Below are 24,571 nucleotides of genomic sequence, written 5' to 3'. Positions count from 1 at the left end.
GGGGGGCCCCCCCCCCCCACCGGGGGGGGGCCGGGGGGGGGGGGGGGGGGGGGGGCCCCCGGGGGGGGGGGCCCCCCCCCCCCGCGCCGCCGTCAGAGGTCGGTCGCCGTCCGCCGGGTCAGCCCGTACTTCGCCGCGATCGTGTTCCACAGTCCCGACGCCTGGACCTTCGCCTTGCTCGCGTTGGCACTCGCCTCGGTCGCCAGAACCGTCTCGGACGTCCCACGGGCCTTCCCGTGCTTGCACACCTTCTTGCCGTTCTTCGCCTGCCCGGCCCACGCCGCGTAGTGATCGTCGGCCTGCGCCGACGCCTGCCACGCCTTGGCGAGCGACGCGGTCAGCTGCGCGTGGTTCGGCAGCTTGTCGACCGTCAGTCCCTGCAGCCGCGTCACCAGGTCGCGGCGCTGCTGAGCGGCGCCCTGCAGATCGGTGACCGCCTGGTCCAGGTTGGTGCAGGACTTGGTCCTCTCGACGGCCCCGATGACCGCCGCGCGGCTGTTGTTGCTGTCCGCGAGCAGCTTGTCGAGCGCTTCCGCCTGCGGCTTCGCCGGGTCGGCCGCCGCCTGCTTCGACGGCTCGGCGGCGGGTGAACTCGCCGCGGCCACCGGCTGCTTGTCGTCCTTGCCCTTGTCGTCACCGCCGCTCATCAGCGCGCCCGCGCCGAGACCGACGACGGCGCAGCCGACGACGACCGCCGCGATCAAGGGGATGTGCGACGGCTTCTTGCGCTGCGCGGACCGGCCCTGCGGCGGTTCGCCCTGCTGCGGCTGCGGCTGCGCCTGGTAGGCGGGCGCGGCCTGCCGGCGCGGCTGGGCGCCCTGGTACTGCGCCTGTGCCGGGTCGAACCGGGGCATCTGCTGGGTGGCGCCGGACGGTTCCTCGTTGCGGAACAGGTTGTCGAACTCGGCGGGCGGCTGCCGCTCCCCGGGCATCCCGGGCCTGATGTCGTACGGGGCTCCGCCGGTCACCGGCGCGATGTACTGGGTCGCCTCGGCGTCCGCGGCCGGCGCGTGCGCGATGAACTGGGTGGCCTCCGCGGCGCTCTCGGCCTGCACCGGCGCGATGAACTGCGTGGCGTCCGCGTCCCCGCCCGGAACTGCTTCCGGGGGCAGCGGCTGGGCGTACGGCTGCGGCTGCGCGTATCCCTGAGGCTCGGAGTACGGCTGAGGCTGGGAGTACGGCTGGGGCTGGGAGTACGGCTGGGGCTGGGAGTACGGCTGGGGCTGCGCGGGTGGCAGCGGCCCGCCGTGCTGGTGCGGACCCTGGTCGTACTGCCCGTACCGGCCCTGCGGCGACGCGTCCTGCTGCGGCGCCTGCGGCCCCCAGGGCTGCCCCCATGGCTGCCCGCCGGCCGGGGCGGCCTGGTCGGCCGCTCCGCCGGGTATCCAGGGCTCGCCGCCACCTGCGGGCAGCACGACACCTTCGTGCGCGGGCCGTACAGCAGGGAGCTGCTGCTCGTCACCCTGTCCGCTCTGCGTCACCGGGACTCCTACGTGTAAACCTACGGAATCGTCAGCTCACGCTACCGGGTGGCTGCCTCCCTCCGCCAAGCGCCCGTTATCACTCGCCGCCCTTCAAACGGCGCAGTAACACGCGACGTCGTTAAGACGCAGTTAAGGGGCGCCCCGGAGAAATCACCGGTCAGTGGCGGTTCAGGCCGCCTGGAGCTCCAGTCGCGCGCCGAATTCCCGGACCGCCGGCTCGTCCCCGTACGGCACCAGCCGCGCCTGCAGATCGTCCAGATAATCCGACCCCCGGCTGGACCGCACCGTCCCCAGCAGCTCCATCGCACGCGTCCCCGTGTGACAGGCCTGCTCCACCTCGCGCAGCTGCACCTGCGCCGCGGCGAGCAGCGCCAGCCCGATGCCCCGGCGCCGGGCCCGGGACTCCGGATGGCCGGCCAGGGACTCCGTCGCCCGGCGTGCGGCCGCCTCGGCCTGGCCGAGATCGCGGTGGCAGTGGGCCAGTTCGTCGGCCAGGTAGGCGGAGTCGAAGTGGGCGATCCACGCCGGGTCGTCGCCGGTGTCCGGATCGGCGTGCTCCAGCGCCGACAGTGCCCGGCCCGCCACCGCCTGGCAGGTACGGGCGTCGCCGAGCAGTGCGTGGCCCCGCGCCTCCGCCGCGTAGAACATCGCCTCGGCGCGCGGCGTGACCCGCCCGCGCGCCCCCTCCTGCGCGGCCCGCGCCAACTGCGCGATCTCCCGCGGGTTGCCGAGCTGCGCGGCGAGATGACTCATCGACGCGGCCAGCACGTAGCCGCCGTAGGCCCGGTCGCCCGCGGCCTGCGCCAGCCGCAGCGCCTGGATGTAGTACCGCTGGGCGAGCCCCGGCTGCCCCGTGTCGATCGCCATGTAGCCGGCGAGTTCGGTGAGCCGCGCGACGGCTCCGAACAGCTCCCGCCCGACCGATTCGCGGTACGCCCCCGAAAGCAGCCCGGAGACCACGCTGTTCAGGTAGTGCACCAGGACCGGCCGCACGTGCCCGCTGCCGAACCGGTGGTCGAGGTCGACCAGTGCGGCCGTCATCGCCCGCACCGCCTCCACGTCGGACATTCCGACGCGCGCCCCCGCCGTCCGCGCCACCTGTGGGTCGGCGCCGGTGATCAGCCAGTCGCGGCTGGGCTCGACCAGCGCCGAGGACGCGACCGCGGAACCCGAGAGGAAGTCGCGCCGCCCGACGTCGCTGCGCCACAGCTCGCAGACCTGCTCGATCGCGCCGATCACGGTCGGAGCGAACTGCAGGCCGACGCCGGACGCCAGATTCTTGCCGTTGGCCATCCCGATCTCGTCGATCGTGACCGTGCGGCCGAGCTTGCGGCCGAGCGCCTCGGCGATGATTCCCGGTGCCCTGCCGCGTGGTTGCTGTCCGCGCAGCCAGCGGGCCACGGAGGTCTTGTCGTACCGGAGGTCGAGGCCGCGCTCCGCGCCGACCATGTTGACCCGGCGGGCGAGGCCCGCGTTGGAACATCCGGCTTCCTGGATGAGCGCCTGCAGCCGTTCGTTCGGCTGACGGGCGACGAGAGGCCTGGCTGCCATGTTTCCCCCTGAGGCCGCAGTGATCGGTGCAAGGATCATTGCCCGGCATATACCTGAGAAATGCGCACATACATCGTTTTGGTTGTTCCGCGGTGTTGACGGTTTTCACGCTGTTCCCTGTGCACATAGCGTTTTTACCGGCATTTGATACGTATGCGACATGGTCGAACTGTTCCGGATCCCCCGTCTGTGGCTACCCGCCCGTCAGGGCGCTGCCTCCTGCGCGCCCCCGCCCATGCATCCATGCGCCCCATGTGCCGGACGGATGCACCGTGACCGCGCGGGCCGCGCCCGTAACCCCAGGTGGTCGCGGAAGTTGTGATGGTCGTGGAAGAGCCCATCGGAGTCACGGAAACCGTGCGGATCCCCGAACAGCGAGACGAACAACTGCTCGGCGCCGCGGTGCGGTACGCGGAGGAGCGGCACTGGGACGTGTTCCCCGGCACCTGGCTGCAGGTGCGGGAAGGGAAGGAACGGTGCTCCTGCGGGGACGCGGGCTGCGCCTCGCCCGGCGCGCACCCCACTCGGCCCGACTGGGCGGGCCGGTCGACCGGCAGCGGCGTGGCCGCCCGCCGGATGTGGTCCGCACAGCCCGGGGCGTCGGTCCTGCTGCCCACCGGGCGCACCTTCGACGCGCTCGACGTACCGGAGTCCGCGGGCTGCCTGGCACTGGCCCGGATGGAACGGATGAAACTGCCGCTCGGGCCGGTCACCTGCACCCCCGACCGCCGGATGCTCTTCTTCGTCCTGCCCGGAGCCGCGGCCAAGGTCGACGACCTGGTGGGGAAGCTGGGCTGGAGCACCGCCGCGATCGATCTGCTCGGCCGTGGCGAGGGCCATTACGTGGTGGCCCCGCCCACCAGGATCGGCGGGCGCGGCGCCGTGCAGTGGGCGCGCCGGCCCACCCCCGCCAACCGGTGGCTGCCGGACGCGGAGGAGATCATCAGCCCGCTCGCCTACGCCTGCGGGCGGGAAGCGGCCGACGCGCGCCTACGCCTTTCGTAGGCTGTCCCCCATGGACGGGGACAGCGGGAGGCATGCCATGTCGGACCTGGCGGCGGCGGGATCCAGCGGTGCGGCGGACACGGGCGGGGCGCCGCCGCCCGCGGTGCGCGTACGGGGCCTGTGGAAACGGTTCGGCGAGCAGGTCGCGGTCGCCGGGATCGATCTGGAGCTGCCCGCGGGCAAGTTCATCGGTCTGGTGGGGCCCAACGGCGCCGGCAAGACCACCACGCTGTCGATGGTGACCGGGCTGCTCCGCCCCGACCACGGAACGATCGAGGTCGGCGGGCGCGACGTCTGGCGGGACCCGGTAGAGGTGAAGGCCCGGATCGGTGTCCTGCCGGAGGGACTGCGCCTCTTCGAACGCCTCTCGGGGCGTGAACTCCTCGCGTACACCGGGCGCTTGCGCGGACTTCCGGGCGCCGAGGTCGACAAGCGGGCCACCCAGCTGCTCGACGTACTCGATCTGGCGGGCTCCCAGCACAAACTGGTCGTCGACTACTCGACCGGCATGCGGAAGAAGATCGGACTCGCCGCCGCACTGCTGCACAACCCCGAAGTGCTGTTCCTGGACGAGCCGTTCGAGGGTGTCGACCCCGTCTCCGCGCAGACCATCCGCGGGGTCCTGGAGCGGTACACCGGCTCGGGGGCGACCGTGGTCTTCTCCAGCCATGTGATGGAACTGGTCGAGTCGCTGTGCGACTGGGTGGCCGTGATGGCGGGCGGCACGATCCGGGCGCAGGGCACCCTGGCCCAGGTGCGCGGCGCGGCGCCGTCGCTGCAGAGCGCCTTCCTCGAACTCGTCGGCGCGGGCGGCCGGGACACCGGCGACTCCCTCGACTGGCTGGGCGGCGCCCGATGAGCGCGCTCGACACCGGAGCCGCCGCCCGCCCCACGGACCGCCGGGGCGGCGAAGGGCTCGTCCCGGTCTTCGTGCGGCTCAAGCTGACGCTGCTGCGCAACGGGCTGCGGCAGTCGTCGGGCCGGCGGGCCGCGTACGTCCTGTCCGTCGTCCTCAGCCTGCTGTTCGCCGCGGGCCAGCTCATCGGGCTGGTCGCGCTGCGCGGCCATGCGCACGCCGGCTCCCTGGTGGTCCTGCTCACCGGGGTGCTGGCGCTCGGCTGGGCCGTGATGCCGCTCTTCTTCCCCAGCGGTGACGAGACCCTCGACCCGAGCCGGCTCGTCATGCTGCCGCTGCGGCCGCGCCCGCTGATCAGCGCGCTGCTGGTGGCGTCGCTGATCGGCATCGGACCGCTGTTCACGCTCTGCCTGGTGGCCGGTTCGGCGCTCGCGGTGGCGCACGGGGCGGCCGCGGTGGTGTGCGCGGTGGTCGGCGCGCCGCTGGCGCTGCTGGTCTGCGTCGCGCTGGCGCGGGCCGTCGCCACGGCCAACACCCGACTGCTGAGCTCCCGCAAGGGCCGCGATCTGGCGGTCCTCAGCGGCCTGGTGGTCGCGGTCGGCATCCAGGTCGTCAACTTCGGTGCGCAGCGGCTCGGCCGGGCCGGGGGACTCGCCGCGCTCGACCCCGCCGCGGACGTGGTGCGCTGGCTGCCGCCCGCCTCGGCGATCGGCGCGGTGGACTCGGCGGCGCACGGGTCGTACGGGCAGGCCGCGGCGCAACTGCTGCTCGCCGCGGCTGCGCTGGGCGCGCTGCTGTGGCTGTGGCGGCGGAGTCTGGTGAAACTGATGACGACGCCGGACGGTTCGACGCTCGCCGCCGCCGAACCGGCCCGTAAGAAGTCCGGCGCGGGCGGCTCCCGGCTCGCCGCGCTGCTGCCCGAGGGGCGCACCGGGCCGGTGATGCAGCGCAGCCTGCGGTACGTGGCGCGGGACCCGAAGACCAAGGCCGCCTGGGTGACGGCGCTCGTCATCGGGCTGATCGTGCCGCTGTTCAACGCGGTGCAGGGCAGCGGCTCGGTCTACTTCTCGTGCTTCGCCGCCGGAATGCTCGGCATCCAGATGTACAACCAGTTCGGGCAGGACACCTCCGCGTTCTGGATGGTGGCGATGACGATCTCGTCCACCCGGGACGCGTACCTGGAACTGCGGGGACGGGCGCTGGCGCTGCTGACGGTCACCCTCCCGTACACGGCCTTCGTGACGGTGGTGACGGCGGCGGTGCTGGGCGACTGGGAGAAGCTGCCGGGCGCGATGGGGCTGGCGTTCGCCCTGCTGGGCGCGATGCTGGCGACGGGCGCGGTGGCATCGGCCAGGTTCCCGTACTCGGTCCCGCAGGATGGCGGGTTCAAGAACGTGGCACCGGGTCAGGCGGGGCTCGCCTCGCTCTCGATCTTCGGCGGCATGGTCTCGGGGGCGGTGCTCTGCGCACCGCTGATCGTGGCGACGGTCTGGCTGTACGTCGCCGGGGCGCAGGACAGGTTGTGGGTGCTGCTGCCGGCCGGCGCCGGGTACGGGGCGCTGATCGCCTGGGCGGGACTGCGGCTGGCCGCACCGCTCGCCGCGAAGCGGCTCCCGGAGATTCTGACGGCGGTCAGCAAGGGGTGAGGTGGGCCGGGCGGCGCCGCCCGGTCACGGGGAGACGGGCTCGCGGTCGCCCCTGGGGTCGTCGGCGAACTGCTCCAGGAACGGTTCGACCGCGGCCCGCCAGCCCTCCGGCTGGTCGAAGTGGACGAGGTGTCCGGCGTCCGCCACCTCCGCATACTGTCCGCGCGGCAGCACCCGGACCATCTCCTGGGCCTCCGCCCGGCCCAGCTCACCGTCCAGGCCCCGCAGGACCAGGGCCGGGCACCGGACCTGCGCCAGCTCCTCCCAGTGCGCGTCGTACACCCACGTCGCGCGGGACCGGAGCATCTGGCGGCGGGAGAAGACGGGCCGCCAGCCGTCCGCGCGCTCGGCCATCACCTCGGCGAAGAACTCGCCGCGCGACGGGTTCGGCCGCTCCACCCAGGGGTCGTCCTCGCCGAACCACCTCCGTACGTCGGCGAGCGTCGCGAACGGTGTCGGCCAGGACCGGAACCAGTCCTCCCACTCCCGCTGCGAGGCCGCGCCGAGCGCGGAGGCACGCATGTCGCAGATGACCAGGGCCCGGACGAGGTCGGGCCGTTTCGCGGCGAGCTGCCAGGCGGTGAGGGCACCCATCGAGTGCCCGATGACGGTGACCGGGGCGAGGTCGAGCTGTTCGATCGCCGCCTCGGCGTCTGCGACGTACGCGTCACGCGTGTACGGGCCCTCGGCCGGTTTCTCGCTGCGGCCGTGCCCGCGCTGGTCGAGCCCCACCGCGCGGTGCCGCTCGGCGAGCCAGCGGCTGGTGGAGGCCCAGTGCGAGGCGCGGCCCATCAGGCCGTGGAGCAGTAAGACGGCGGGGGCGGGCCCGCCGTCCGCGCGCTCCTTGGGCGGGTCCGCGAACTCCCAGGCCGCCAGGCGTACGCCGTCGGATCCGGTCACATCGATGCGCCGCACCATATGTCCAGGCACCCCCTTCTGGTCCTCGACAACCGCTCGATCACCGTGTGGTCGCGTCACGCCAGACTATCGAACCTGTATTCGAAAACTGGCTCATGGCGCGCAACACCCCTCGTTCGAGTGACCGCTTCCAAGGATTGACGTCGGCCTCTGCGGGGAGATCTTCTTCGGGAGGCGGACCACTCGGGGATGAGGGTCCGCAGGGGACCGACCTTGAGAGCTCGGGGCTCCGGGTCGGAACAGGGGAGAGAAGGCCCCGGCGCCCTCAGGCGCCGGGGCCCTCCCGTGTCCGGGGTCATGTCCGGGGTCATGTCCAAGGCCGTGTCCGGGGCCGTGCGGTGCGCCGGAGCGCGCGGCACCCGGCCGTCCGGGACCGCGGCAGGCACCTTCCGGTTCCCGTGCCGGTACGACGGGCGCATCTCCTGCTCCCTCCCCGACCGCGCGGCCAGGTGGCCGACGCTCTCAGGTGTGGCTCAGCCACAGCCTGGCATGCGAACCGCCCGGCCGCTGCCATTCCGGACGGAAAAACGGAAAGCGGACGTTACGCTTCGGGTCCTGGGTTCGGGGTGGCGTGCGGTCGCGCCCTCGTTCAGCGCTTGGCGACGAAGACGTGCGAGGCGACCTCGGAGTCCAGCTCCGCCGCCTCACCACTGCTGCCGACCAGCACCCCGCCCGCCGACTGCGTCACGCTGACCACGGAACCGGGCTGCACGCCCGCCCGCCGCAACGTATACATCAGCTGGGCGTCCGTCTGGATCGGCTCGCCGATCCGGCGCACCACCACGGTCTTGCCCTCGGTGCCCGGGTCGAGCTCCGCCAGACTCACCATGCCGTCGTTCAGGAACGGGTCGGCCTCGGCCCTCTCACCCAGCTCCTCCAGGCCCGGGATCGGGTTCCCGTACGGAGACTCCGTCGGGTGCCGCAGCAGCTCCAGCACCCGCCGCTCCACGGCCTCGCTCATCACGTGCTCCCAGCGGCAGGCCTCGGCGTGCACCTGCTCCCATTCCAGGCCGATCACGTCGACGAGCAGGCACTCGGCGAGACGGTGCTTGCGCATCACCCGGGTCGCCAGCCGGCGGCCCTCCTCCGTCAGCTCCAGATGCCGGTCGCCCGCGACCTGCACCAGTCCGTCGCGCTCCATCCGCGCCACCGTCTGGCTGACCGTCGGACCGCTCTGGTCCAGCCGTTCCGCGATCCGGGCGCGCATGGGGACGACGCCTTCCTCTTCGAGTTCGAGGATGGTGCGGAGATACATCTCCGTTGTGTCGATCAGTCCGGACATTCGTGCCCCTCGATGCTGTGACATGAAAACGTCGTGCGCTGGCCCTGAGCCCAATTCTGACGCATGACGCCGACAACCGTGCCGCGCAGGCCGCGCCCCACCGCGTGGATGCCCCGCGGACGGTATTGACAGCCCGGTGGTCCGGACCGCAACGTGATCCGCGGCACGGACACCCCACCCCTGCGGAAAGGGCCTCCTCGATGAGCGACACCAAGCTGGCCGGTCAGTTCTTCGACGCAGCGATCGGCCTGCTGGAGCGTGTGCGCGACGAGGAGTCCGACGCCATCGCGGCAGCCGGGGCCGCGATCGCCGAGACGGTCGCCGCAGGCGGCAGGCTCTTCGCCTTCGGCGCCGGCCACTCGTCGCTCGCGGCCCAGGACGTCGTCTACCGGGCCGGCGGACTGGCCCTGATGAACCTGCTCTCCGTACCCGGCACGCTCGGCGTGGACGTCATGCCGGCGACGCTCGGCTCGGCGCTGGAACGGGTCGACGGGCTGGCGGGCGCGGTCCTCGACTCCAGCCCGGCGCGCTCCGGCGACCTGCTGGTGATCATCTCGCTCTCCGGGCGCAACGCGCTGCCCGTCGAGATGGCCCTCCACGCGCGCGCCGTCGGACTGAAGGTCGTCGGCATCACCTCGGTCGCGTACACCGAGGGGACGCGGTCGCGGCACTCCTCGGGCGGATTCCTGCGCGACCACTGCGACATCGTCATCGACAGCAAGATCGCTATCGGCGACGCGGAACTGACGGCGGAGGGCATCGAGGCGCCGTTCGCGCCCGCGTCGACCGTGGTCACCAGCGCGGTGATGCAGGCCATGATGGCGACGGCCGCGGAGCGCCTGGTGGAGCGGGGGATCGAGCCGCCGATGCTGCGGTCGGGGAACGTCGACGGCGGACATGAGTGGAACGGGCGCGTGATGACGGAGTACGCGGACCGGATCTTCTACCAGCAGTGAGACGGGCGCGGCGCCGGCGCGACCGGACCGGCCGCCCGGCGCGCTACCGACTTCCCGGCAGCGCCTGGGACAGGTCCACCGCCGCCGCCACCCGGACCGCCACGCTCTCCGCGTACGCCGCGTCCGGGCGCTCGAAGGGGCTGCGGTCGGCCACCCGAAGGAACGTCACCACGCCGAGCGTCCGGCCCCGGCTGCGCAGCACCGCGCACAGGGCGTGCACGGAGTCGCCCGGCCACCGCCGGTCCGCCGCCCAGCTCCCGGACCCCGGAGCCGTGCCGGCGCTGACCCGGACCGAACCCGCCCGGTCCACCGCCTGCAGCGCCGGATGGCCCGGGGCGTAGCGCAGCGGAATGGAGCCTCCGGCGACCGGCAGACACGGGCCCGGCGCGTCCGGCGGTGTCGCCGCCGCCCGTACCAGCCGCTCCCCCGCCAGCAGATCCATCAGCGCATGGTCGGCGAAGCCCGCGAGCGCGTAGTCCAGGTAGGACGTCGCCGCCTCCATCGGGTCCTCGCACTCGGACGCCGACCGGGACGCCCGGTGCAGCTGGTTCGACCGGAACCGCACCCGGTCCGCCTCCTGCGCCGCGAGCCGCTCCGTCGTCACGTCCTGGAACAGCCAGCCGACCCCCAGCGGAACCGGCTCCTCGGTGAGCGGCGACGTCAGCTGCAGGAAGCCGCTGCGCCAGCAGCGGCGCCGCTCGCCCTCGGCCGTCCGCAGCGTCACCCACAGGTCGGCGGGCGCGGGCGGCGTCCCCTCGGCGAGTACGTGCTCCAGCGCGCCCTCCAGATCCTCCACGCCCTGCGTCAGCAGCTCTCCGAGCGGCCGGCCCAGCAGGGTGGTCCGGCCACCGCCGAGCGCCCGTGCCGCATACGCGTTGACGACGGTCGGGCGCAGGTCCACGTCGACGAGGACCACTCCCCACGACGCGTCGGCGAACAGGGCCTCGCTGAGCGCGATCGACCGCTCCAGATCGATCTGCGCGTGCACCTCGCTGAATGCGCAGTACACCCCGGCGGGCTTCCCGTCCGCGCCCCGCACGCCGGCCGACTGGGTCCGTACGAGCACCCGTCCGCCGTCCTTGCGCAGCAGCGCGAACTCGTGCACCTGGCGGCCCGGCGCGTCCATGGCGGCCATCAGCCGCTCCTGCACCTCACCCGCGTCCGCGGGGCGCACGGCCCAGCCGGCGAACCCGGGCCGCCCCACCGCCTCCTCGGCGGACCAGCCGAGGATCCGCTCGGCCTCGCGGTTCCAGTGGGTGATCGCGCCGCCCGCGTCGAACGCGCAGAGCGCCGCGTCCATGCCGTCGAGCAACGCCGCGAGCAGCTCCGCCCCGGGGACCGGTTCGGGCCCGAGAGCGTCGGTGATTCCACTGCCCCTGGAAGCGCTCATCCCGGACCCCCTGCAGGACGTGTCCGCCATTGCCGCACGTCAGATCATTGAACTCGAACGTGACTCAGCACACATCGCATTCCCGGAAATCGGTGCTCCGGGACATCTCGATAAATGGGTTGTGCGCCCCCGTAGGGGCTCCTAGGGTGTGCCGTACACGTTGAAAGGAGGTGATCCGAAAAGTGCAGTCTTATCGGATTCGTGAGGTGGCTGCGGGCTGACAGCCCGTCGTCGCACTTCGTGCACCTCGGCAGTCTGTCTGCCGAAACCCAAGCAGTCACCGACCCGCGGGCTCGCCGGTAAGTCCGGCCGGCTCCTCCGCAAGGAGGGACCAGAGCCCGCGGGTTTCTGCATGTCCGGGCGCGATGTGGCCGGGCGCGATGTGCCCGGGCCCCGTCACGGGCAGAGGCGTTCCACTCGCCAGCCGTCGCCCTCGCGTACGTACCGCAGCCGGTCGTGCAGGCGGTTCTCGTGGCCCTGCCAGAACTCGATCGTCTCGGGCACGACGCGGAAGCCGCCCCACTCGGGCGGCGCGGGCACGCGTTCGCCCTCCGGGTAGCGGGCCGCCAGTTCCTCGTACCGTTCGATCAGTTCACGGCGGGAGGCCACCACCGTCGACTGGTCGCTCGCCCAGGCCCCCAGCTGCGAGCCGTGCGGGCGGGTGCGGAAGTAGGCGATCGTCTCCTCGCGGGCGATGCGGGCCGCGGTGCCGGTGACGATGACCTGGCGGGCCAGCGGGTGCCAGGGGAAGAGCAGCGACACGTAGGGGTTGGCGGCCAGTTCGCGGCCCTTGCGGGAGGCGTAGTTCGTGAAGAAGACGAAGCCGCGCTCGTCGTACTTCTTCAGCAGCACGGTGCGGGACGAGGGCCGGCCGTCGGGGGTCGCGGTGGACACCACCATGGCGTTCGGCTCATGGACCATTCCACCTGCGGCGATCTGGCGGAACCAGTGGGCGAACTGCTGCATCGGGTCGGCGGCGAGCGAGTCCTCGGTGAAGCCCTCGGAGCGGTACTGCTCGCGCATCGCGGCCGGATCGGTGGTGGAATCGGAAGGGGAATCTGCGGTGGGCACGGGGTCATCCTGCCGCAGCGGCCGAGTTTGCCCGGTGAGGAGGGGCGCCAATCGCGCATGGATGAAGTGGGGCGCTGTGCCGGATGTCACGCTTCCCCGCGTCGTGGGAACCCGCCAATATCTTGGGTCAGGCCACTGTGGCCTCCGTACAGCCGACGATCGAGGGAGCCGCATGATGTCCGACTTCGTACCCGGACTCGAAGGAGTCATCGCGTTCGAGACGGAGATCGCCGAACCCGACAAGGAGGGCGGCTCGCTCCGCTATCGCGGGGTCGACATCGAGGATCTCGTCGGTCATGTGTCGTTCGGGAACGTCTGGGGTCTGCTGGTCGACGGGGCGTTCAATCCCGGGCTGCCGCCCGCCGAGCCGTTCCCGATCCCGGTCCACTCCGGTGACATCAGGGTGGATGTGCAGTCCGCGCTGGCGATGCTGGCTCCGGTGTGGGGGCTGAAACCACTGCTCGACATCGACGAGGAGACCGCCCGCAACGATCTGGCGCGGGCGGCCGTGATGGCTCTGTCGTACGTCGCCCAGTCGGCGCGCGGGCAGGGGCTGCCGATGGTGCCGCAGAGCGAGATCGACAAGGCGCAGTCCGTCGTCGAACGGTTCATGATCCGCTGGCGCGGCGAGCCGGACCCGAAGCACGTGAAGGCCGTCGACGCGTACTGGACGTCGGCCGCCGAGCACGGCATGAACGCGTCCACGTTCACGGCCCGGGTCATCGCGTCGACCGGCGCGGACGTGGCGGCCGCGCTGTCCGGTGCGGTGGGCGCCATGTCGGGTCCGCTGCACGGTGGTGCGCCGTCCCGGGTGCTCGGCATGATCGAGGAGATCGAGCGGACCGGCGACGCGAGCGCGTACGTGAAGAAGGCCCTGGACAAGGGTGAGCGGCTGATGGGCTTCGGGCACCGGGTCTACCGCGCGGAGGACCCGCGGGCACGCGTGCTGCGGCGGACGGCGAAGGAACTGGGCGCGCCGCGGTTCGAGGTGGCGGAGGCGCTGGAGAAGGCCGCGCTGGAGGAGCTGCACGCGCGGCGCCCGGACCGGGTGCTGGCGACGAACGTGGAGTTCTGGGCGGCGATCATGCTGGACTTCGCGGAGGTCCCGGCGCACATGTTCACGTCGATGTTCACGTGTGCGCGTACGGCCGGCTGGTCGGCGCACATCCTGGAGCAGAAGCGGACGGGGCGGCTGGTACGGCCGTCGGCGACGTATGTCGGGCCCGGGTCGCGCAGTCCGCGGGAGATCGACGGATACGACGACATCACCGGCTGACCGGAACGCGCGGCGCCCCGCCCCTCCGGGGGCCTGGGCGCCGCGCGTTCCGTGCCGGGGCCGGTACTCAGCCGAGGGCGCCGTCCAGCAGGGCCGCCCACTGCGCCACGACCCTTCGGCGCCGGGCGGTGTCGTCGGTGAGCACATTGGCCAGGCCGAGGCCGCGGGCCATGTCGAGGAGGCCCTGGACGGTTTCGCGTACACCGGGCTCCGTCTCGTCGGCGGCGAGGAGTTCGACGGCGATGCGGTGGGTCTCGCGGCCGACCCGGGCTTCGAGTTCGGTGACGCGGGGGCGGAGCTGGGGTTCGTTGGAGGCGGCGACCCAGAGCTGGAGCGCGGCGCGGAAGAGCGGGCCGGTGTAGAGGTCGACGAGGGCGGCGACGACGGCCGTACGTCCCTGGACGGGCAGGGCGCGCAGCGCGGCGGAGCGTTCCTCGGCGACGTATTCGACGGCCGCGGTGAACAGGTCCTCGCGGGTGGGGAAATGGTGCTGGGCGGCGCCGCGCGAGACGCCCGCGCGTTCGGCGACGACGGAGACCGTGGACCCTGCCCAGCCGTGCTCGGCGAGGCAGGCGACCGCGGCTTCGAGCAGCCGTCTCCGGGTGGCGCGGCTGCGGTCCTGCTTGGGGGTCCTGTCGGTGGGGGGCGTCACAACACCCATGAGGGGTCCCGTCGTTCGAGGAAGGCCGTCATCCCCTCCCGGGCCTCGGCGGAGGCGAAGAGTGCTGCCGAGCGGGCGATGAGATCTTCGGCGTACTGGTCGAAACTCTCCCGCACAGTAGCCGTGACCAGCTCCTTCGATGCCGCCAGCCCCTGCGGGGAGGCCCGCCGCAGTCCGTCCAGTACGGGTTCGAGCGCCTTGTCCACGTCCTGTGCGGCGATCGTGATCAGGGAGATGCGGGCCGCTTCGGCCGCGTCGAACCGTTCTCCGGTGAGGTAGTAGCGGGCGGCGGCGCGCGGGTCGGTTCGCGGCAGCAGCGGCATGGAGATCACGGCGGGGGCGAGGCCCAGCCGTGCTTCGGTGAGGGCGAAGGTGGCGTCGGGTCCGGCGGCGGCGATGTCGCAGGCCGTGAGGAGGCCGAGGCCGCCGGCCCGGACGTGTCCGTCGACGCGGGCCACCACCGGTTTGGGCAGGGTGACGATCTCCCGCATCAGGGCGACGAACGCCTCGGGGTCGGGCGGTGCGGTGAGATCGGCACCGGCGCAGAACGTGGTGCCGGTGTGGGTGAGGACCACGGCCCGTACGGTGTCGTCGCCGCTGTACGCGGCGAGCGTTTCGCGGAGTTCGCCGACCAGCCGCGCGGAGAGCGCGTTGCGGTTCGCCTGCGAGTCGAGCCGGATGGTCGCGATCCCGCGTTCGCGGCCGGTACGGACCAGTTTCATGCCTCTGCCGCCTTCTCGTCGGCCTGCTCCCGGTCGCGCAGTTCGCGCCGGAGGATCTTCCCGGAGGTGGCGCGCGGCACGGCGCCGATGAACTCGACCTGCCGGACCTTCTTGTACGGGGCGACGCGCTCGGCGACGTACGCCATGACGTCGTCCGCGGTGAGCCCGTCCGCGTCTGTACCGGTCTGCCGGACCAGGAACGCCTTGGGGACCTCGTTGCCGTCGGCGTCGTACACCCCGATGACGGCGGCGTCCGCGATCGCCGGGTGGCCGAGCAGGAGGGCTTCGAGTTCGGCGGGAGCGACCTGGTAACCCTTGTACTTGATCAGTTCCTTGACCCGGTCGACGACGGACAGCCAGCCGTCGGCGTCGACGCGGCCGACGTCCCCGGTGTGCAGCCAGCCGTCCGCGTCGATCATCGCGGCGGTGGCGTCGGGGCGGCCGAGGTAGCCCTTCATCACCTGCGGACCGCGGATGAGCACCTCGCCGTCGGTGCCGGTCCCGGCGTCCCGGTCCGGGTCGTCGAGGGAGACGATCCGCATCTCGGTGCTGGGCAGGAGCTTGCCGACGGCGCCGGGCGGCGGGTTCTGCGCGGCGAGCGGGACGACGTGGGTGCCGGGCGAGAGTTCCGTCATGCCGTACGCCTGACGTACCGGCGGCAGTCCCAGGCGCCGGGAACAGGCGGCGGCGAGACCGGCGTCGAGCGGGGCGGCGGCGCTGACGATGTACTCCAGCGACGACAGGTCGTACCGGGCGACGGCCGGGTGCTTGGCGAGGGCCAGGACGATCGGCGGGGCCACGTACAGGCCGTCGATCCGGTGCCGTTCGATCGCACCGAGGAACTGGTCCAGGTCGAACCGCGGCAGCACGACGACGGTGGCGCCGAGCCGGAGCGGGGCGTTCATCAGCGCGGTCAGCCCGTAGATGTGGAAGAACGGGAGCACGGCGAGGATCCGCCGGCCGGGGGCCATCGGGATGAACGGCCGCAGCTGTTCGAGGTTGGTGGCCATGGAGCGGTGGGTGAGCATGACGCCCTTGGGCATGCCGGTGGTACCGGAGGAGTACGGCAGCGCGGCGACGTCCTCGCCCGGGTCGATGGCGATCCGTGGTTCGGGTGCGGTGGAGCCGAGCATGTCGAGTACGGAGGTGTGTCCGTCCGCCTGGTCGCAGACGAATATCTCCTCGATGCCGCCGACGAGTTCGGCGGCACGACGGGCGGTCGCCAGGAGCGGGGAGACGGTCACGATCCAGCGGGCGGAGGAGTCGCGGAGCTGTTTGGCGAACTCCTCCGCCGTGGCGAGCGGGTGCACGGTGGTGACGGTCGCGCCGGCCCGGGTGGCACCGTAGAAGACCGGCGGGTAGGCGAGGGTGTTGGGGCTGTGCAGGGCGAGGACGTCGCCCTTGCGGACCCCGGCGGCGGCGAGCGCGGCCGCGATCCGGCGGTGGAAGGCGTCGAGCTGCCGGTAGGTGAGCGTGGTGGCGCTGTCGGTGCCGTCGATCAGGGCGATCGTGTCGCCGTACGTGTCGGCGGCCCGGCCGAGGACCGCGTCGTGGATGGGGAGGTCGAGCGCCCGGACGTCTGCGTACTCGCTGCGGAACACGTGCACCATGGCGGTCCCTTCGATACGGCGGGTGGAGGGACAGGGTCCTCCCTGTCAGTAGGACTTGGGGAGGCCCAGGGACTGGTGGGAGACGTAGTTCAGGATCATTTCCCGGCTGACGGGTGCGATCCGGGCGACCCTGGCGGCGGTGATGAGGGACGCGAGGCCGTATTCGCGGGTGAGTCCGTTGCCGCCGAGGGTGTGCACGGCCTGGTCGACGGCGCGGACGCAGGCCTCGGCTGCGGCGTACTTCGCCATGTTGGCGGCCTCGCCCGCACCGATGTCGTCGCCCTCGTCGTAGAGCCGGGCGGCCTTCTGCATCATCAGGCGGGCCAGTTCGAGTTCGATGTGGGCCTGCGCGAGGGGGTGGGCGATGGCCTGGTGGGAACCGATGGGCTCCTTCCACACCTGCCGGGTCTGCGCGTACTCGACCGCGCGGCCGAGCGCGTACCGCCCCATGCCGAGCGAGAAGGCGGCGGTCATGATGCGTTCCGGGTTGAGCCCGGCGAAGAGCTGGAGGAGCCCCGCGTCCTCTCCCCCGCTCTCGGCTTCGCCCGAGCGGGAGATACCCCCTCCGACGAGGGCGTCGGCGGGCAGCCGTACGTCGTCGAGGACCAGCTCGAACTGCTTCTCCGGTGCCTGGAGTTCCATGTCTATCTGCGAGCGCCGGAATCCGGGTGCGTCGCGCGGGACGATGAAGAGGCAGGGCTTGAGCCTGCCGGTCCTGGCGTCCTCGGTGCGGCCGACGACGAGGGTGGCGTCGGCGATGTCGACACCGGAGACGAAGACCTTGCGCCCGGTGAGCAGCCACTCCCCGCCGTCGCGGCGGGCGGTGGTGGTGATGCGGTGGGAGTTGGATCCGGCGTCGGGCTCGGTGATGCCGAAGGCCATCGTGAGGGAGCCGTCCGCGAGACCGGGGAGCCACTGCTGCTTCTGGGCGTCGGTGCCGAAGCGGGCGATGACGGTGCCGCAGATCGCCGGGGAGACGACCATCATCAGCAGCGGGCTGCCGGCCGCCCCCAGCTCTTCGAGGACGATGGAGAGTTCGGCCATGCCGCCGCCTCCGCCGCCGTACTCCTCGGGGAGGTTGACGCCCAGGTAGCCGAGTTCGGCGGCCTCGGTCCACAGTTCGCGGGGGTGGGCGCCTTCGCGAACGACGGACGTCATGTAGTCGCGTCCGTACCGCTTTCCGAGTGCGGCGACGGCGGCGCGCAGGGCTTGCTGCTCTTCGGTTTCGAGGACGGTGCTCATGGGGTCGGTTCCTCCTGTACGACGGCGAGCAGGGCGCCGACCTCCACCTGGAGGCCGGGGGCGGCGTGCAGTGCGGTGAGGGTGCCGGAGGCGGGGGCGAGGATGCGGTGCTCCATCTTCATCGCCTCCAGCCAGATCAGCGGCTGTCCCGCCTCGACCGCCGCGCCCGTCACGAGTCCGTCCGCGAGCCGGACGACGGTGCCGGGCATGGGGGCGAGCAGGGAGCCGGGTTCGGGGCGGTCGGTGGGGTCGGTGAAGCGGGGCAGGGCGGTGAAGGTGTACGAACCGGTGGCGCCGTCGACGTACACCCGGTCGTGGTGGGCGGCGATCCGGAAGCGCCGGGTGATACCGGCGTCCGTCTCGACGGTGACGTGGCCGGGGGCGGCGGTGAGGGTCCGGGCGCCGGGCGCGACGGTCAGCCCGTCGCGGTCCGTGCGGTAGGTGATCTCGTGTTCGGTGCCGTCCGGTTCGCTGCGGTAGCGCCTGCGCTGCGGCTGCGAGGGGACGTTGCGCCAGGCGCCGAACCGGGCGGTGGAGCCGGTGGCGCGGTGGCGGGAGGCTTCGGCGGCGGCCGCGGCGAGGGCGGCGAGGTGCCGGTCCGGGTCGTCGGCCGGGGCGGCGGTGAGGCCGTCCAGGTGGCGGTCGTAGAAGCCGGTGTCGAGGCGGGCGCCGGTGAAGTCCGGGTGGCGCAGGGACCGTACGAGCAGGTCGCGGTTGGTGACCGGGCCGTGGATCCGGGCACGTTCCAGGGCACGCGCGAGGAGCCGGACGGCCTGGCCGCGGGTGTCGGCGTGGGCGATGACCTTGGCGAGCATGGGGTCGTAGTGCACGCCGATGGTGTCGCCGCCGGTGTACCCGGTGTCCAGGCGCAGTCCGGGTTCGTCCGGCACGTCGAGGGTGTGCAGCGGGCCGGTCTGCGGCTGCCAGTCGCGGGCCGGGTCCTCCGCGTAGAGCCGGGCCTCGACGGCGTGGCCGCGCGGGGCGGGTGGCGCGGGGGACGGCAGCGGTCCGTCTTCGGCGACGGACAGCTGAAGGGCCACCAGGTCGAGGCCGAAGACGGCCTCGGTGACGGGGTGTTCGACTTGGAGTCGGGTGTTCATCTCCAGGAAGTAGGGGCGTCCGTCGGCCGTGACGAGGAACTCGACGGTGCCCGCGCCCCGGTAGCCGACGGCGCGGGCGGCGGCGCTCGCCGCGTCGTGCAGCCGGGTGCGGAGTCCGTCGTCGAGGCCGGGTGCGGGGGCTTCCTCGATGACCTTCTGGTGCCGGCGCTGGAGCGAGCAGTCGCGGGTGCCGAGCGCCCATACGGTGCCGTGCCCGTCGGCCATGATCTGGACCTCGACGTGCCGCCCGCGCTCCACGTACGGCTCGGCGAAGACCTCGCCGTCCCCGAAGGCGTTCGCCGCCTCGGCCGCCGCTGCCGCCATCTCGCCCTTGAGCAGGGACAGTTCGCGCACGACGCGCATGCCGCGCCCGCCGCCGCCCGCCGCGGCCTTGAGGAGCAGCGGCAGGTCGCCGGGGGTGGCTCGCGCCGGGTCCACGGGGGCGAGCAGCGGCACTCCGGCGGCGGCCATCAGCTCCTTGGCCCGGGTCTTGGACGCCATCATCTCGATGGCCTTGACCGGTGGCCCGACCCAGAGCAGTCCGGCGTCCTGCACGGCCCGGGCGAACCCCGCGTTCTCGGACAGGAAGCCGTAGCCGGGGTGCACGGCGTCGGCGCCCGCGGCGAGCGCCGCCGCGACGACGAGGTCGCCGCGGAGGTAGGTGTCGGCGGACGCGGTGCCCGGCAGCCGTACGGCCGTGTCCGCCTCCCTGACGTGCAGAGCGCCGGCGTCCGCGTCGGAGTGGACGGCGACGGTGGCGATGCCCCGGGCGCGGCAGGTCCGGAAGATCCGGCAGGCGATCTCGCCCCGGTTGGCGACGAGCAGAGTGGAGATCATCTGGGCCTCACATCCGGAAGATGCCGAAGCCGCCACGGGCGCCTTCGACCGGGGCGGTGTGGATCGCGGACAGGCAGAGACCGAGGACGGTCCGGGTGTCGCGCGGGTCGATGACCCCGTCGTCGTACAGACGCCCGGAGAGGAACATCGGCAGGGACTCGGACTCGATCTGCTGCTCGACCATGGCGCGCAGTCCGGCGTCGGCCTCGTCGTCGTAGGGCCGTCCCTTCGCTGCGGCGGAGGCGCGCGCGACGATGGAGAGCACCCCCGCGAGCTGCTGCGGCCCCATGACGGCTGACTTGCTGCTCGGCCAGGCGAAGAGGAAGCGCGGGTCGTAGGCGCGCCCGCACATGCCGTAGTGCCCGGCCCCGTACGAGGCGCCCATCAGTACGGACAGGTGCGGGACCCGGGAGTTCGACACCGCGTTGATCATCATCGCGCCGTGCTTGATGATGCCGCCCTGTTCGTACTCCTTGCCGACCATGTAGCCGGTGGTGTTGTGCAGGAAGAGGAGCGGGATGTCGCGCTGGTTGGCGAGCTGGATGAACTGGGCGGCCTTCTGCGACTCCTCGCTGAACAGCACACCCTGGGCGTTGGCGAGGATGCCGACGGGGTAGCCGTGCAGCCGGGCCCAGCCGGTGACCAGACTCGTCCCGTACAGCGGTTTGAACGCGTCGAAGTCCGATCCGTCGACGAGCCGGGCGATGACCTCGCGCGGGTCGAACGGGACCTTCAGATCGCCGGGGACGATCCCGAGCAGCTCGTCCGCGTCGTACTTCGGGGGTTCGGCAGGACCCGGGTCGGGGTGCGCCTTGCGCCAGTTGAGCCGGGCGACGATCCGCCGGGCCTGGCGCAGCGCGTCGTGCTCGTCGACGGCGAAGTGGTCGGCGAGCCCGGAGGTACGGGCATGCATGTCGGCGCCGCCCAGGGACTCGTCGTCGCTCTCCTCACCGGTCGCCATCTTCACCAGCGGTGGTCCGCCGAGGAACACCTTGGACCGTTCCTTGATCATGACGGTGTGGTCGGACATGCCTGGGACGTACGCCCCGCCGGCGGTGGAGTTCCCGAAGACGACCGCCACGGTCGGGATGCCGGCGGCGGAGAGCCGGGTGAGGTCCCGGAAGAGCGCGCCGCCGGGGATGAAGATCTCCTTCTGGGACGGCAGGTCCGCCCCGCCGGACTCGACGAGGGAGACGCACGGCAGCCGGTTGGCGAAGGCGATCTCGTTGGCGCGCAGGGCCTTCTTCAGCGTCCAGGGGTTGGACGCGCCGCCGCGTACCGTCGGGTCGTTCGCGGTGATCAGGCACTCCACGCCCTCGATGACGCCGATACCGGTGACGAGCGAGGCGCCCACCGTGTACTCGCTGCCCCAGGCGGCGAGCGGGGAGAGTTCCAGGAAGGGGGTGTCGGGGTCGACCAGCAGCTCGATCCGCTCCCGGGCGAGGAGCTTGCCCCGTCCCCGGTGCCGCTCGACGTACTTCTCGCCGCCGCCCGCGAGGGCCTTGACGTGCTCGGCGTCGAGCTCGGTGAGCTTGGCGAGCATGGCGGCGCGGTTGGCGGCGTGGTCGGGGCTCGCGCTGTCGAGCCCGGTGGCCAGGACGGTCATGCGTGCGCCTCCGGTGCGTCGGTGGTTTCGAGCAGGGTCACGGGGACGGGAAGGTGCCGGGACCGCAGCCACTCCCCCACCGCCTTCGCCTGCGGATCGAAGCGGGCCTGTGCGGCGACGCCCTCGCCGAGGAGGCCGTGGACGACGAAGTTCAGGGCGCGCAGGTTCGGCAGGACATGCCGCACGACGGTCAGTTCGGCGGTCTCCGGGAGCAGTTCCTGGAACCGTTCGACGGTGAGCTCGTGCGCCAGCCAGCGCCAGGCGTCGTCGGTCCCGACCCATACGCCGACGTTGGCGTCGCCGCCCTTGTCGCCGCTGCGGGCGCCCGCGACGCGGCCGAGCGGGGCGAGCTGGGTGATCCCGGCGGGCAGCGGCTCGGGGAGGGCGGGCTCGTCCACCCGCTCGACCTCCCGCACCTTCTCCGGTGCCGCCATGTCCTCCCGCCGCCCGTCCGGCAGCACCGCGGTGTGGCCGGCCTCCTCCGCCGGTACGTACCTCGCCTCGAACACCCCGTAGGGCGCGCCCTTCCCGGGCGGGGCGGTGACGTGGAAGCCGGGGTAGCTGCCGAGGGCCAGTTCGATCGCGGCCCCGGAGACCGCGCGCCCGACCGTCTCCGGGTCCTGGTCGCGGACGACGAGCCGGAGCAGGGCGCTGGCGGTCTCCTCGGTGTCGGCGTCGGCCCTGTCGGTACGGGCCAGTTCCCACCGCACCTCGTCGGGTTCCGTACGGGTCCGGGCGAGCGCGTCCGCGAACTGCTCCTGCACCAGCTGTGTCTTGGCCTCGATGTCGAGCCCGGTGAGCACGAACACGACCTCGTTGCGCCATCCCCCGAGCCGGTTGAGCCCGACCTTGACGGTGGGCGGCGGGGCCTCGCCGCGAACCCCCGAGATCCTCACCCGGTCCTGTCCGTCCTGCGTCAGCCGTACGGTGTCGAGGCGGGCGGTCACGTCCGGTCCGGCGTACCGCGCGCCCCCGGTCTCGTACAGCAGCTGGGCGGTGACGGTGCCGACGTCGACGACGCCGCCCGTGCCGTCGTGCTTGGTGATGACGGACGAACCGTCGGCGTGGAGCTCGGCGAGCGGGAAGCCCGGCCGGCGGATGTCGTGGCCGCGGAAGAAGGAGTAGTTCCCGCCGCTCGCCTGGGTGCCGCACTCCAGCACGTGCCCGGCGACGACGGCTCCGGCGAGCGCGTCGTGGTCGTCCGGCCCCCAGCCGAAGTGGGCGGCGGCGGGTCCGGTGACGAGGGCGGCGTCGGTGACCCGTCCCGTGACGACGACGTCGGCACCGGCACGCAGACAGGCGGCGATGCCCGCGCCGCCGAGGTAGGCGTTGGCGGTGAGGAACCCGTCGGGGACGGGCAGGCTGTCGCCCTCGACGTGCGCGACCCGCACCGGCACGCCGACCTTCTCCGCCAACTGCCTGACCGCGTCGGCCAGTCCGGCCGGGTTGAGCCCTCCGGCATTGGCGACGATCCGCACGCCGCGCTCGTGGGCGAGCCCGAGTCCCTCTTCGAGCTGGCGCAGGAAAGTGGTGGCGTACCCGCCGTTCGGGTCCCTGAGCCGGCTCCGGCCCAGGATGAGCATGGTCAGCTCGGCGAGATAGTCGCCGGTGAGGACGTCGAGGGGGCCACCGGTGAGCATCTCGCGCACGGCGTCGAAGCGGTCGCCGTAGAACCCGGAGGCGTTCCCGATCCGCAGCGGCGCGGCGCTCACCGTGCACCGCCCCGGGGCGCACGGCCGGGACCGGGCGGCCCGGCGAAGGCCTGCGCGATGCCGAGCCACCGGTCGGCGTCGGCGCCGACGGCGCGCACCGCCAGGTCGTCACGGTGGGCCCGCTGGGTGACGAGCAGGCAGAAGTCCAGCAGCGGCCCGGTCACACGCTGCGCGGCGCCCTCGGGCCCGTACGTGATCGACCCGCCGTCGGGTGAGGTGAGCTCCACCCGGAATTCCTCACCGGGCGGCTCGATCCCCCGTGCCAGGTAGGCGTAGTCGCGGGCGCGCACCCCGATCCGGGCGACGTGCCGCAGCCGGGCCGTCGGGGCCCGTTCGGCACCGAGCGCGTCGGCGATGTCCTGCCCGTGCGCCCAGGTCTCCATGAGTCGCGCGGTCGCCATGGAGGCGACGCTCATGGGCGGCCCGTACCAGGGGATGCGGGTGCCGGGCGGGGCGTCGCGCAGGGCGCGCCCGAGCCGTTCGCGCCCGTCGCGCCAGCGCGCGAGCAGCGCCGCCGGTGGCGCCGGCACGAGCCGCTCCGCGGCCCGGTCGACGAAGCCGAGGGGGTCCGCCTGCGCCCTGGCCACTTCCGCGCCGAAGGCGTCCGCGTCGGTGGCGGCGAGCAGGGCGACCTCGTCGGTCCAGGTCAGATGGGCGATCTGATGGGCGACGGTCCAGCGCGCGGCGGGGGTCGGCGCAGCCCACTGGTCGTCTCTCACATCCGCTACCAGCAGGTCGAGTTCTTCGCTCTCGCTGCGCAGATCGTCGAGCACGGCTGCGGCGTCGGACACGGTGCGCTCCCCTCGGGGCGTGGCGGTGTGCCGAGGAGCATGTCAGCGGTCCCGGAAACAAGCAAGCATGCTTGCATGCTTTATTGCATCCGCCGTACGACGGTCCGGGATGTGGGGTCCGGCTGCTAGCCTCCGCCGATGACTGGCGAACCTCGCACCGCGAGCGTGCGTTTCGAAGACGGCAGACTCGTCCTGGAGCGGCATCGGGACGAGAGCGGTATCTACTACGCCTTCCCGGGCTGCGGCCGGACCGCCGCGGGCCCCTCGGTCGCTCTCTCCCTGACCGAGGCGCTGCATGCCCGGATCCGTCCGGTCGGCACGGCGGAACAGGTGCTGCGCGGCTGGTCGCAGGGGGCGCTCCCGCAGGAGGCGGCCGCGCTGGACGACCCGACGGCGGCCGCGCCGAGCCGGGTGCGCGGCGGCGCGATCGTCATCCGGGACCGGCGGATACTGCTGATCGGTTTCGACGAGGACGGGCAGCGCCACTTCGAGATCCCGGGCGGTGGCGTCGAGACCGGCGAGACGCCGGAGGCGGCGGCCGTCCGCGAGCTGCGGGAGGAGACCGCGCTGCGCGGGACGGTCGTGCGCGAGGTGGCCCGGATCTGGCGGGGCAGCACCCGCGGTCACTACTTCACGATGGAGACCGAGGGTGAGGTGGGCGCGCCGGAGACCCTGGACAACTACGGCGGCGCCCCGGTCTGGGTCCCCGTCACGGAGCTGCCGTCCACCCCGGTGTGGCCCCGCAGGCTGTCCTGGCGGATCGCCCACTGGCACGACTCCGGCTGGCCGGTGCCGCCGGCCGAACTCGCCGATTCGGTGGGGGACCTGGACGCGGCCTGCGCCTGGTGAGGGTAC

The 24,571-nt window shown here is 72.7% G+C and carries 20 protein-coding genes; 6 read left to right on the top strand and 14 right to left on the bottom strand.

What is annotated here, in order from left to right; genetic code table 11:
* Window positions 1-92: 92 nt before the first annotated feature.
* Window positions 93-1,481 carry a hypothetical protein gene (locus tag ACFVXE_RS24430; RefSeq protein ID WP_389674082.1) on the bottom strand — a complete coding sequence of 463 codons (1,389 nt, stop codon included), beginning with the start codon at window positions 1,479-1,481 and terminating at the stop codon, window positions 93-95.
* Window positions 1,482-1,652: 171 nt separating this feature from the next.
* Entirely contained in the window at window positions 1,653-3,035 is a 1,383-nt protein-coding gene (locus tag ACFVXE_RS24425) for a transcriptional regulator (RefSeq protein ID WP_389674081.1), read from the bottom strand.
* A gap of 318 nt (window positions 3,036-3,353) precedes the next feature.
* Between ACFVXE_RS24425 and ACFVXE_RS24420 the strand changes: the two genes are divergently transcribed.
* Genes ACFVXE_RS24420 through ACFVXE_RS24410 form a run of 3 tightly spaced genes read left to right on the top strand, consistent with a single transcriptional unit; the run spans window position 3,354 to window position 6,542 of the window.
* Entirely contained in the window at window positions 3,354-4,040 is a 687-nt protein-coding gene (locus ACFVXE_RS24420; protein WP_389674080.1) for a bifunctional DNA primase/polymerase, read from the top strand.
* A gap of 37 nt (window positions 4,041-4,077) precedes the next feature.
* The gene (locus ACFVXE_RS24415) at window positions 4,078-4,899 is read left to right on the top strand and encodes an ABC transporter ATP-binding protein (RefSeq protein WP_389674152.1); all 822 of its coding nucleotides are present in this window, start codon (window positions 4,078-4,080) and stop codon (window positions 4,897-4,899) included.
* Window positions 4,896-6,542: a transporter gene (locus ACFVXE_RS24410; protein ID WP_389674078.1), complete on the top strand. Its 1,647-nt coding sequence runs from the start codon at window positions 4,896-4,898 to the stop codon at window positions 6,540-6,542. Before ACFVXE_RS24415 ends, ACFVXE_RS24410 begins: the two co-directional genes overlap by 4 nt.
* Before the next feature lie 24 nt (window positions 6,543-6,566).
* Here the strand turns inward: ACFVXE_RS24410 and ACFVXE_RS24405 are convergent, their stop codons facing one another.
* A complete protein-coding gene (locus tag ACFVXE_RS24405; protein WP_389674151.1) occupies window positions 6,567-7,460 on the bottom strand; it encodes an alpha/beta fold hydrolase in 894 nt (297 codons plus the stop codon).
* 589 nt (window positions 7,461-8,049) lie between these two features.
* On the bottom strand, window positions 8,050-8,742 hold the full coding sequence (locus ACFVXE_RS24400; RefSeq protein WP_389674076.1) for a metal-dependent transcriptional regulator: 693 nt from the start codon (window positions 8,740-8,742) through the stop codon (window positions 8,050-8,052).
* A gap of 200 nt (window positions 8,743-8,942) precedes the next feature.
* On the opposite strand from ACFVXE_RS24400, the gene ACFVXE_RS24395 reads away from it, so the two are divergent.
* Window positions 8,943-9,698 carry an SIS domain-containing protein gene (locus tag ACFVXE_RS24395; RefSeq protein ID WP_389674074.1) on the top strand — a complete coding sequence of 252 codons (756 nt, stop codon included), beginning with the start codon at window positions 8,943-8,945 and terminating at the stop codon, window positions 9,696-9,698.
* Between the two features lie 43 nt (window positions 9,699-9,741).
* On the opposite strand, the gene ACFVXE_RS24390 is transcribed toward ACFVXE_RS24395, so the two are convergent.
* Together ACFVXE_RS24390 and pdxH are read right to left on the bottom strand one after the other, a co-directional pair.
* Window positions 9,742-11,088: a PAS domain-containing protein gene (locus tag ACFVXE_RS24390; RefSeq protein ID WP_389674073.1), complete on the bottom strand. Its 1,347-nt coding sequence runs from the start codon at window positions 11,086-11,088 to the stop codon at window positions 9,742-9,744.
* Window positions 11,089-11,484: 396 nt separating this feature from the next.
* Complete coding sequence (pdxH, locus tag ACFVXE_RS24385; RefSeq protein ID WP_389674149.1) at window positions 11,485-12,111, bottom strand: pyridoxamine 5'-phosphate oxidase; 627 nt, start codon at window positions 12,109-12,111, stop codon at window positions 11,485-11,487.
* Between the two features lie 223 nt (window positions 12,112-12,334).
* Between pdxH and ACFVXE_RS24380 the strand changes: the two genes are divergently transcribed.
* Complete coding sequence (locus ACFVXE_RS24380; RefSeq protein WP_389674147.1) at window positions 12,335-13,435, top strand: citrate synthase 2; 1,101 nt, start codon at window positions 12,335-12,337, stop codon at window positions 13,433-13,435.
* A gap of 67 nt (window positions 13,436-13,502) precedes the next feature.
* Here the strand turns inward: ACFVXE_RS24380 and ACFVXE_RS24375 are convergent, their stop codons facing one another.
* Genes ACFVXE_RS24375 through ACFVXE_RS24340 form a run of 8 tightly spaced genes read right to left on the bottom strand, consistent with a single transcriptional unit; the run spans window position 13,503 to window position 23,716 of the window.
* Window positions 13,503-14,096, bottom strand: coding sequence for a TetR/AcrR family transcriptional regulator (locus ACFVXE_RS24375; RefSeq protein WP_389674071.1), 594 nt, complete (start codon window positions 14,094-14,096; stop codon window positions 13,503-13,505).
* Window positions 14,084-14,818, bottom strand: coding sequence for an enoyl-CoA hydratase family protein (locus tag ACFVXE_RS24370; RefSeq protein WP_389674070.1), 735 nt, complete (start codon window positions 14,816-14,818; stop codon window positions 14,084-14,086). Before ACFVXE_RS24370 ends, ACFVXE_RS24375 begins: the two co-directional genes overlap by 13 nt.
* Window positions 14,815-16,428 carry a 4-coumarate--CoA ligase family protein gene (locus ACFVXE_RS24365; RefSeq protein WP_389674068.1) on the bottom strand — a complete coding sequence of 538 codons (1,614 nt, stop codon included), beginning with the start codon at window positions 16,426-16,428 and terminating at the stop codon, window positions 14,815-14,817. The genes ACFVXE_RS24370 and ACFVXE_RS24365 overlap by 4 nt, the downstream gene beginning before the upstream one ends.
* Window positions 16,429-16,473: 45 nt before the next feature.
* Window positions 16,474-17,670: an acyl-CoA dehydrogenase family protein gene (locus tag ACFVXE_RS24360; RefSeq protein WP_389674066.1), complete on the bottom strand. Its 1,197-nt coding sequence runs from the start codon at window positions 17,668-17,670 to the stop codon at window positions 16,474-16,476.
* Complete coding sequence (locus tag ACFVXE_RS24355) at window positions 17,667-19,607, bottom strand: acetyl/propionyl/methylcrotonyl-CoA carboxylase subunit alpha (protein WP_389674064.1); 1,941 nt, start codon at window positions 19,605-19,607, stop codon at window positions 17,667-17,669. The genes ACFVXE_RS24360 and ACFVXE_RS24355 overlap by 4 nt, the downstream gene beginning before the upstream one ends.
* 7 nt (window positions 19,608-19,614) lie before the next feature.
* Window positions 19,615-21,213, bottom strand: a complete 1,599-nt coding sequence (locus ACFVXE_RS24350) for an acyl-CoA carboxylase subunit beta (RefSeq protein WP_389674062.1) — start codon at window positions 21,211-21,213, stop codon at window positions 19,615-19,617.
* A complete protein-coding gene (locus ACFVXE_RS24345; RefSeq protein ID WP_389674060.1) occupies window positions 21,210-22,925 on the bottom strand; it encodes an acyclic terpene utilization AtuA family protein in 1,716 nt (571 codons plus the stop codon). The genes ACFVXE_RS24350 and ACFVXE_RS24345 overlap by 4 nt, the downstream gene beginning before the upstream one ends.
* Window positions 22,922-23,716 (bottom strand): TIGR03084 family metal-binding protein, encoded by a 795-nt coding sequence (locus ACFVXE_RS24340; protein ID WP_389674058.1) that lies wholly within the window; start codon window positions 23,714-23,716, stop codon window positions 22,922-22,924. The genes ACFVXE_RS24345 and ACFVXE_RS24340 overlap by 4 nt, the downstream gene beginning before the upstream one ends.
* A gap of 138 nt (window positions 23,717-23,854) precedes the next feature.
* Here ACFVXE_RS24340 and ACFVXE_RS24335 point away from each other — a divergent pair, with 138 nt between their 5' ends.
* Entirely contained in the window at window positions 23,855-24,565 is a 711-nt protein-coding gene (locus tag ACFVXE_RS24335) for an NUDIX domain-containing protein (RefSeq protein ID WP_389674056.1), read from the top strand.
* The last annotated feature ends 6 nt before the right edge of the window (window positions 24,566-24,571 follow it).

The sequence above is a fragment of the Streptomyces sp. NPDC058231 genome (assembly GCF_042882275.1).
GTDB lineage: Bacteria > Actinomycetota > Actinomycetes > Streptomycetales > Streptomycetaceae > Streptomyces.
This window is presented reverse-complemented; position numbering and strand designations above follow the sequence as displayed.

Excerpts from the sequence above, each read along its gene's own strand:
- ACFVXE_RS24425 (WP_389674081.1), bottom strand. The coding sequence starts at position 3,035 with ATGGCAGCCAGGCCTCTCGTCGCCCGTCAGCCGAACGAACGGCTGCAG.
- ACFVXE_RS24415 (WP_389674152.1), top strand. The coding sequence starts at position 4,078 with ATGTCGGACCTGGCGGCGGCGGGATCCAGCGGTGCGGCGGACACGGGC.
- ACFVXE_RS24410 (WP_389674078.1), top strand. The coding sequence starts at position 4,896 with ATGAGCGCGCTCGACACCGGAGCCGCCGCCCGCCCCACGGACCGCCGG.
- ACFVXE_RS24405 (WP_389674151.1), bottom strand. The coding sequence starts at position 7,460 with ATGGTGCGGCGCATCGATGTGACCGGATCCGACGGCGTACGCCTGGCG.
- ACFVXE_RS24400 (WP_389674076.1), bottom strand. The coding sequence starts at position 8,742 with ATGTCCGGACTGATCGACACAACGGAGATGTATCTCCGCACCATCCTC.
- ACFVXE_RS24395 (WP_389674074.1), top strand. The coding sequence starts at position 8,943 with ATGAGCGACACCAAGCTGGCCGGTCAGTTCTTCGACGCAGCGATCGGC.
- ACFVXE_RS24390 (WP_389674073.1), bottom strand. The coding sequence starts at position 11,088 with ATGAGCGCTTCCAGGGGCAGTGGAATCACCGACGCTCTCGGGCCCGAA.
- pdxH (WP_389674149.1), bottom strand. The coding sequence starts at position 12,111 with ATGCGCGAGCAGTACCGCTCCGAGGGCTTCACCGAGGACTCGCTCGCC.
- ACFVXE_RS24380 (WP_389674147.1), top strand. The coding sequence starts at position 12,335 with ATGTCCGACTTCGTACCCGGACTCGAAGGAGTCATCGCGTTCGAGACG.
- ACFVXE_RS24375 (WP_389674071.1), bottom strand. The coding sequence starts at position 14,096 with ATGGGTGTTGTGACGCCCCCCACCGACAGGACCCCCAAGCAGGACCGC.
- ACFVXE_RS24370 (WP_389674070.1), bottom strand. The coding sequence starts at position 14,818 with ATGAAACTGGTCCGTACCGGCCGCGAACGCGGGATCGCGACCATCCGG.
- ACFVXE_RS24365 (WP_389674068.1), bottom strand. The coding sequence starts at position 16,428 with ATGGTGCACGTGTTCCGCAGCGAGTACGCAGACGTCCGGGCGCTCGAC.
- ACFVXE_RS24360 (WP_389674066.1), bottom strand. The coding sequence starts at position 17,670 with ATGAGCACCGTCCTCGAAACCGAAGAGCAGCAAGCCCTGCGCGCCGCC.
- ACFVXE_RS24355 (WP_389674064.1), bottom strand. The coding sequence starts at position 19,607 with ATGATCTCCACTCTGCTCGTCGCCAACCGGGGCGAGATCGCCTGCCGG.
- ACFVXE_RS24350 (WP_389674062.1), bottom strand. The coding sequence starts at position 21,213 with ATGACCGTCCTGGCCACCGGGCTCGACAGCGCGAGCCCCGACCACGCC.
- ACFVXE_RS24335 (WP_389674056.1), top strand. The coding sequence starts at position 23,855 with ATGACTGGCGAACCTCGCACCGCGAGCGTGCGTTTCGAAGACGGCAGA.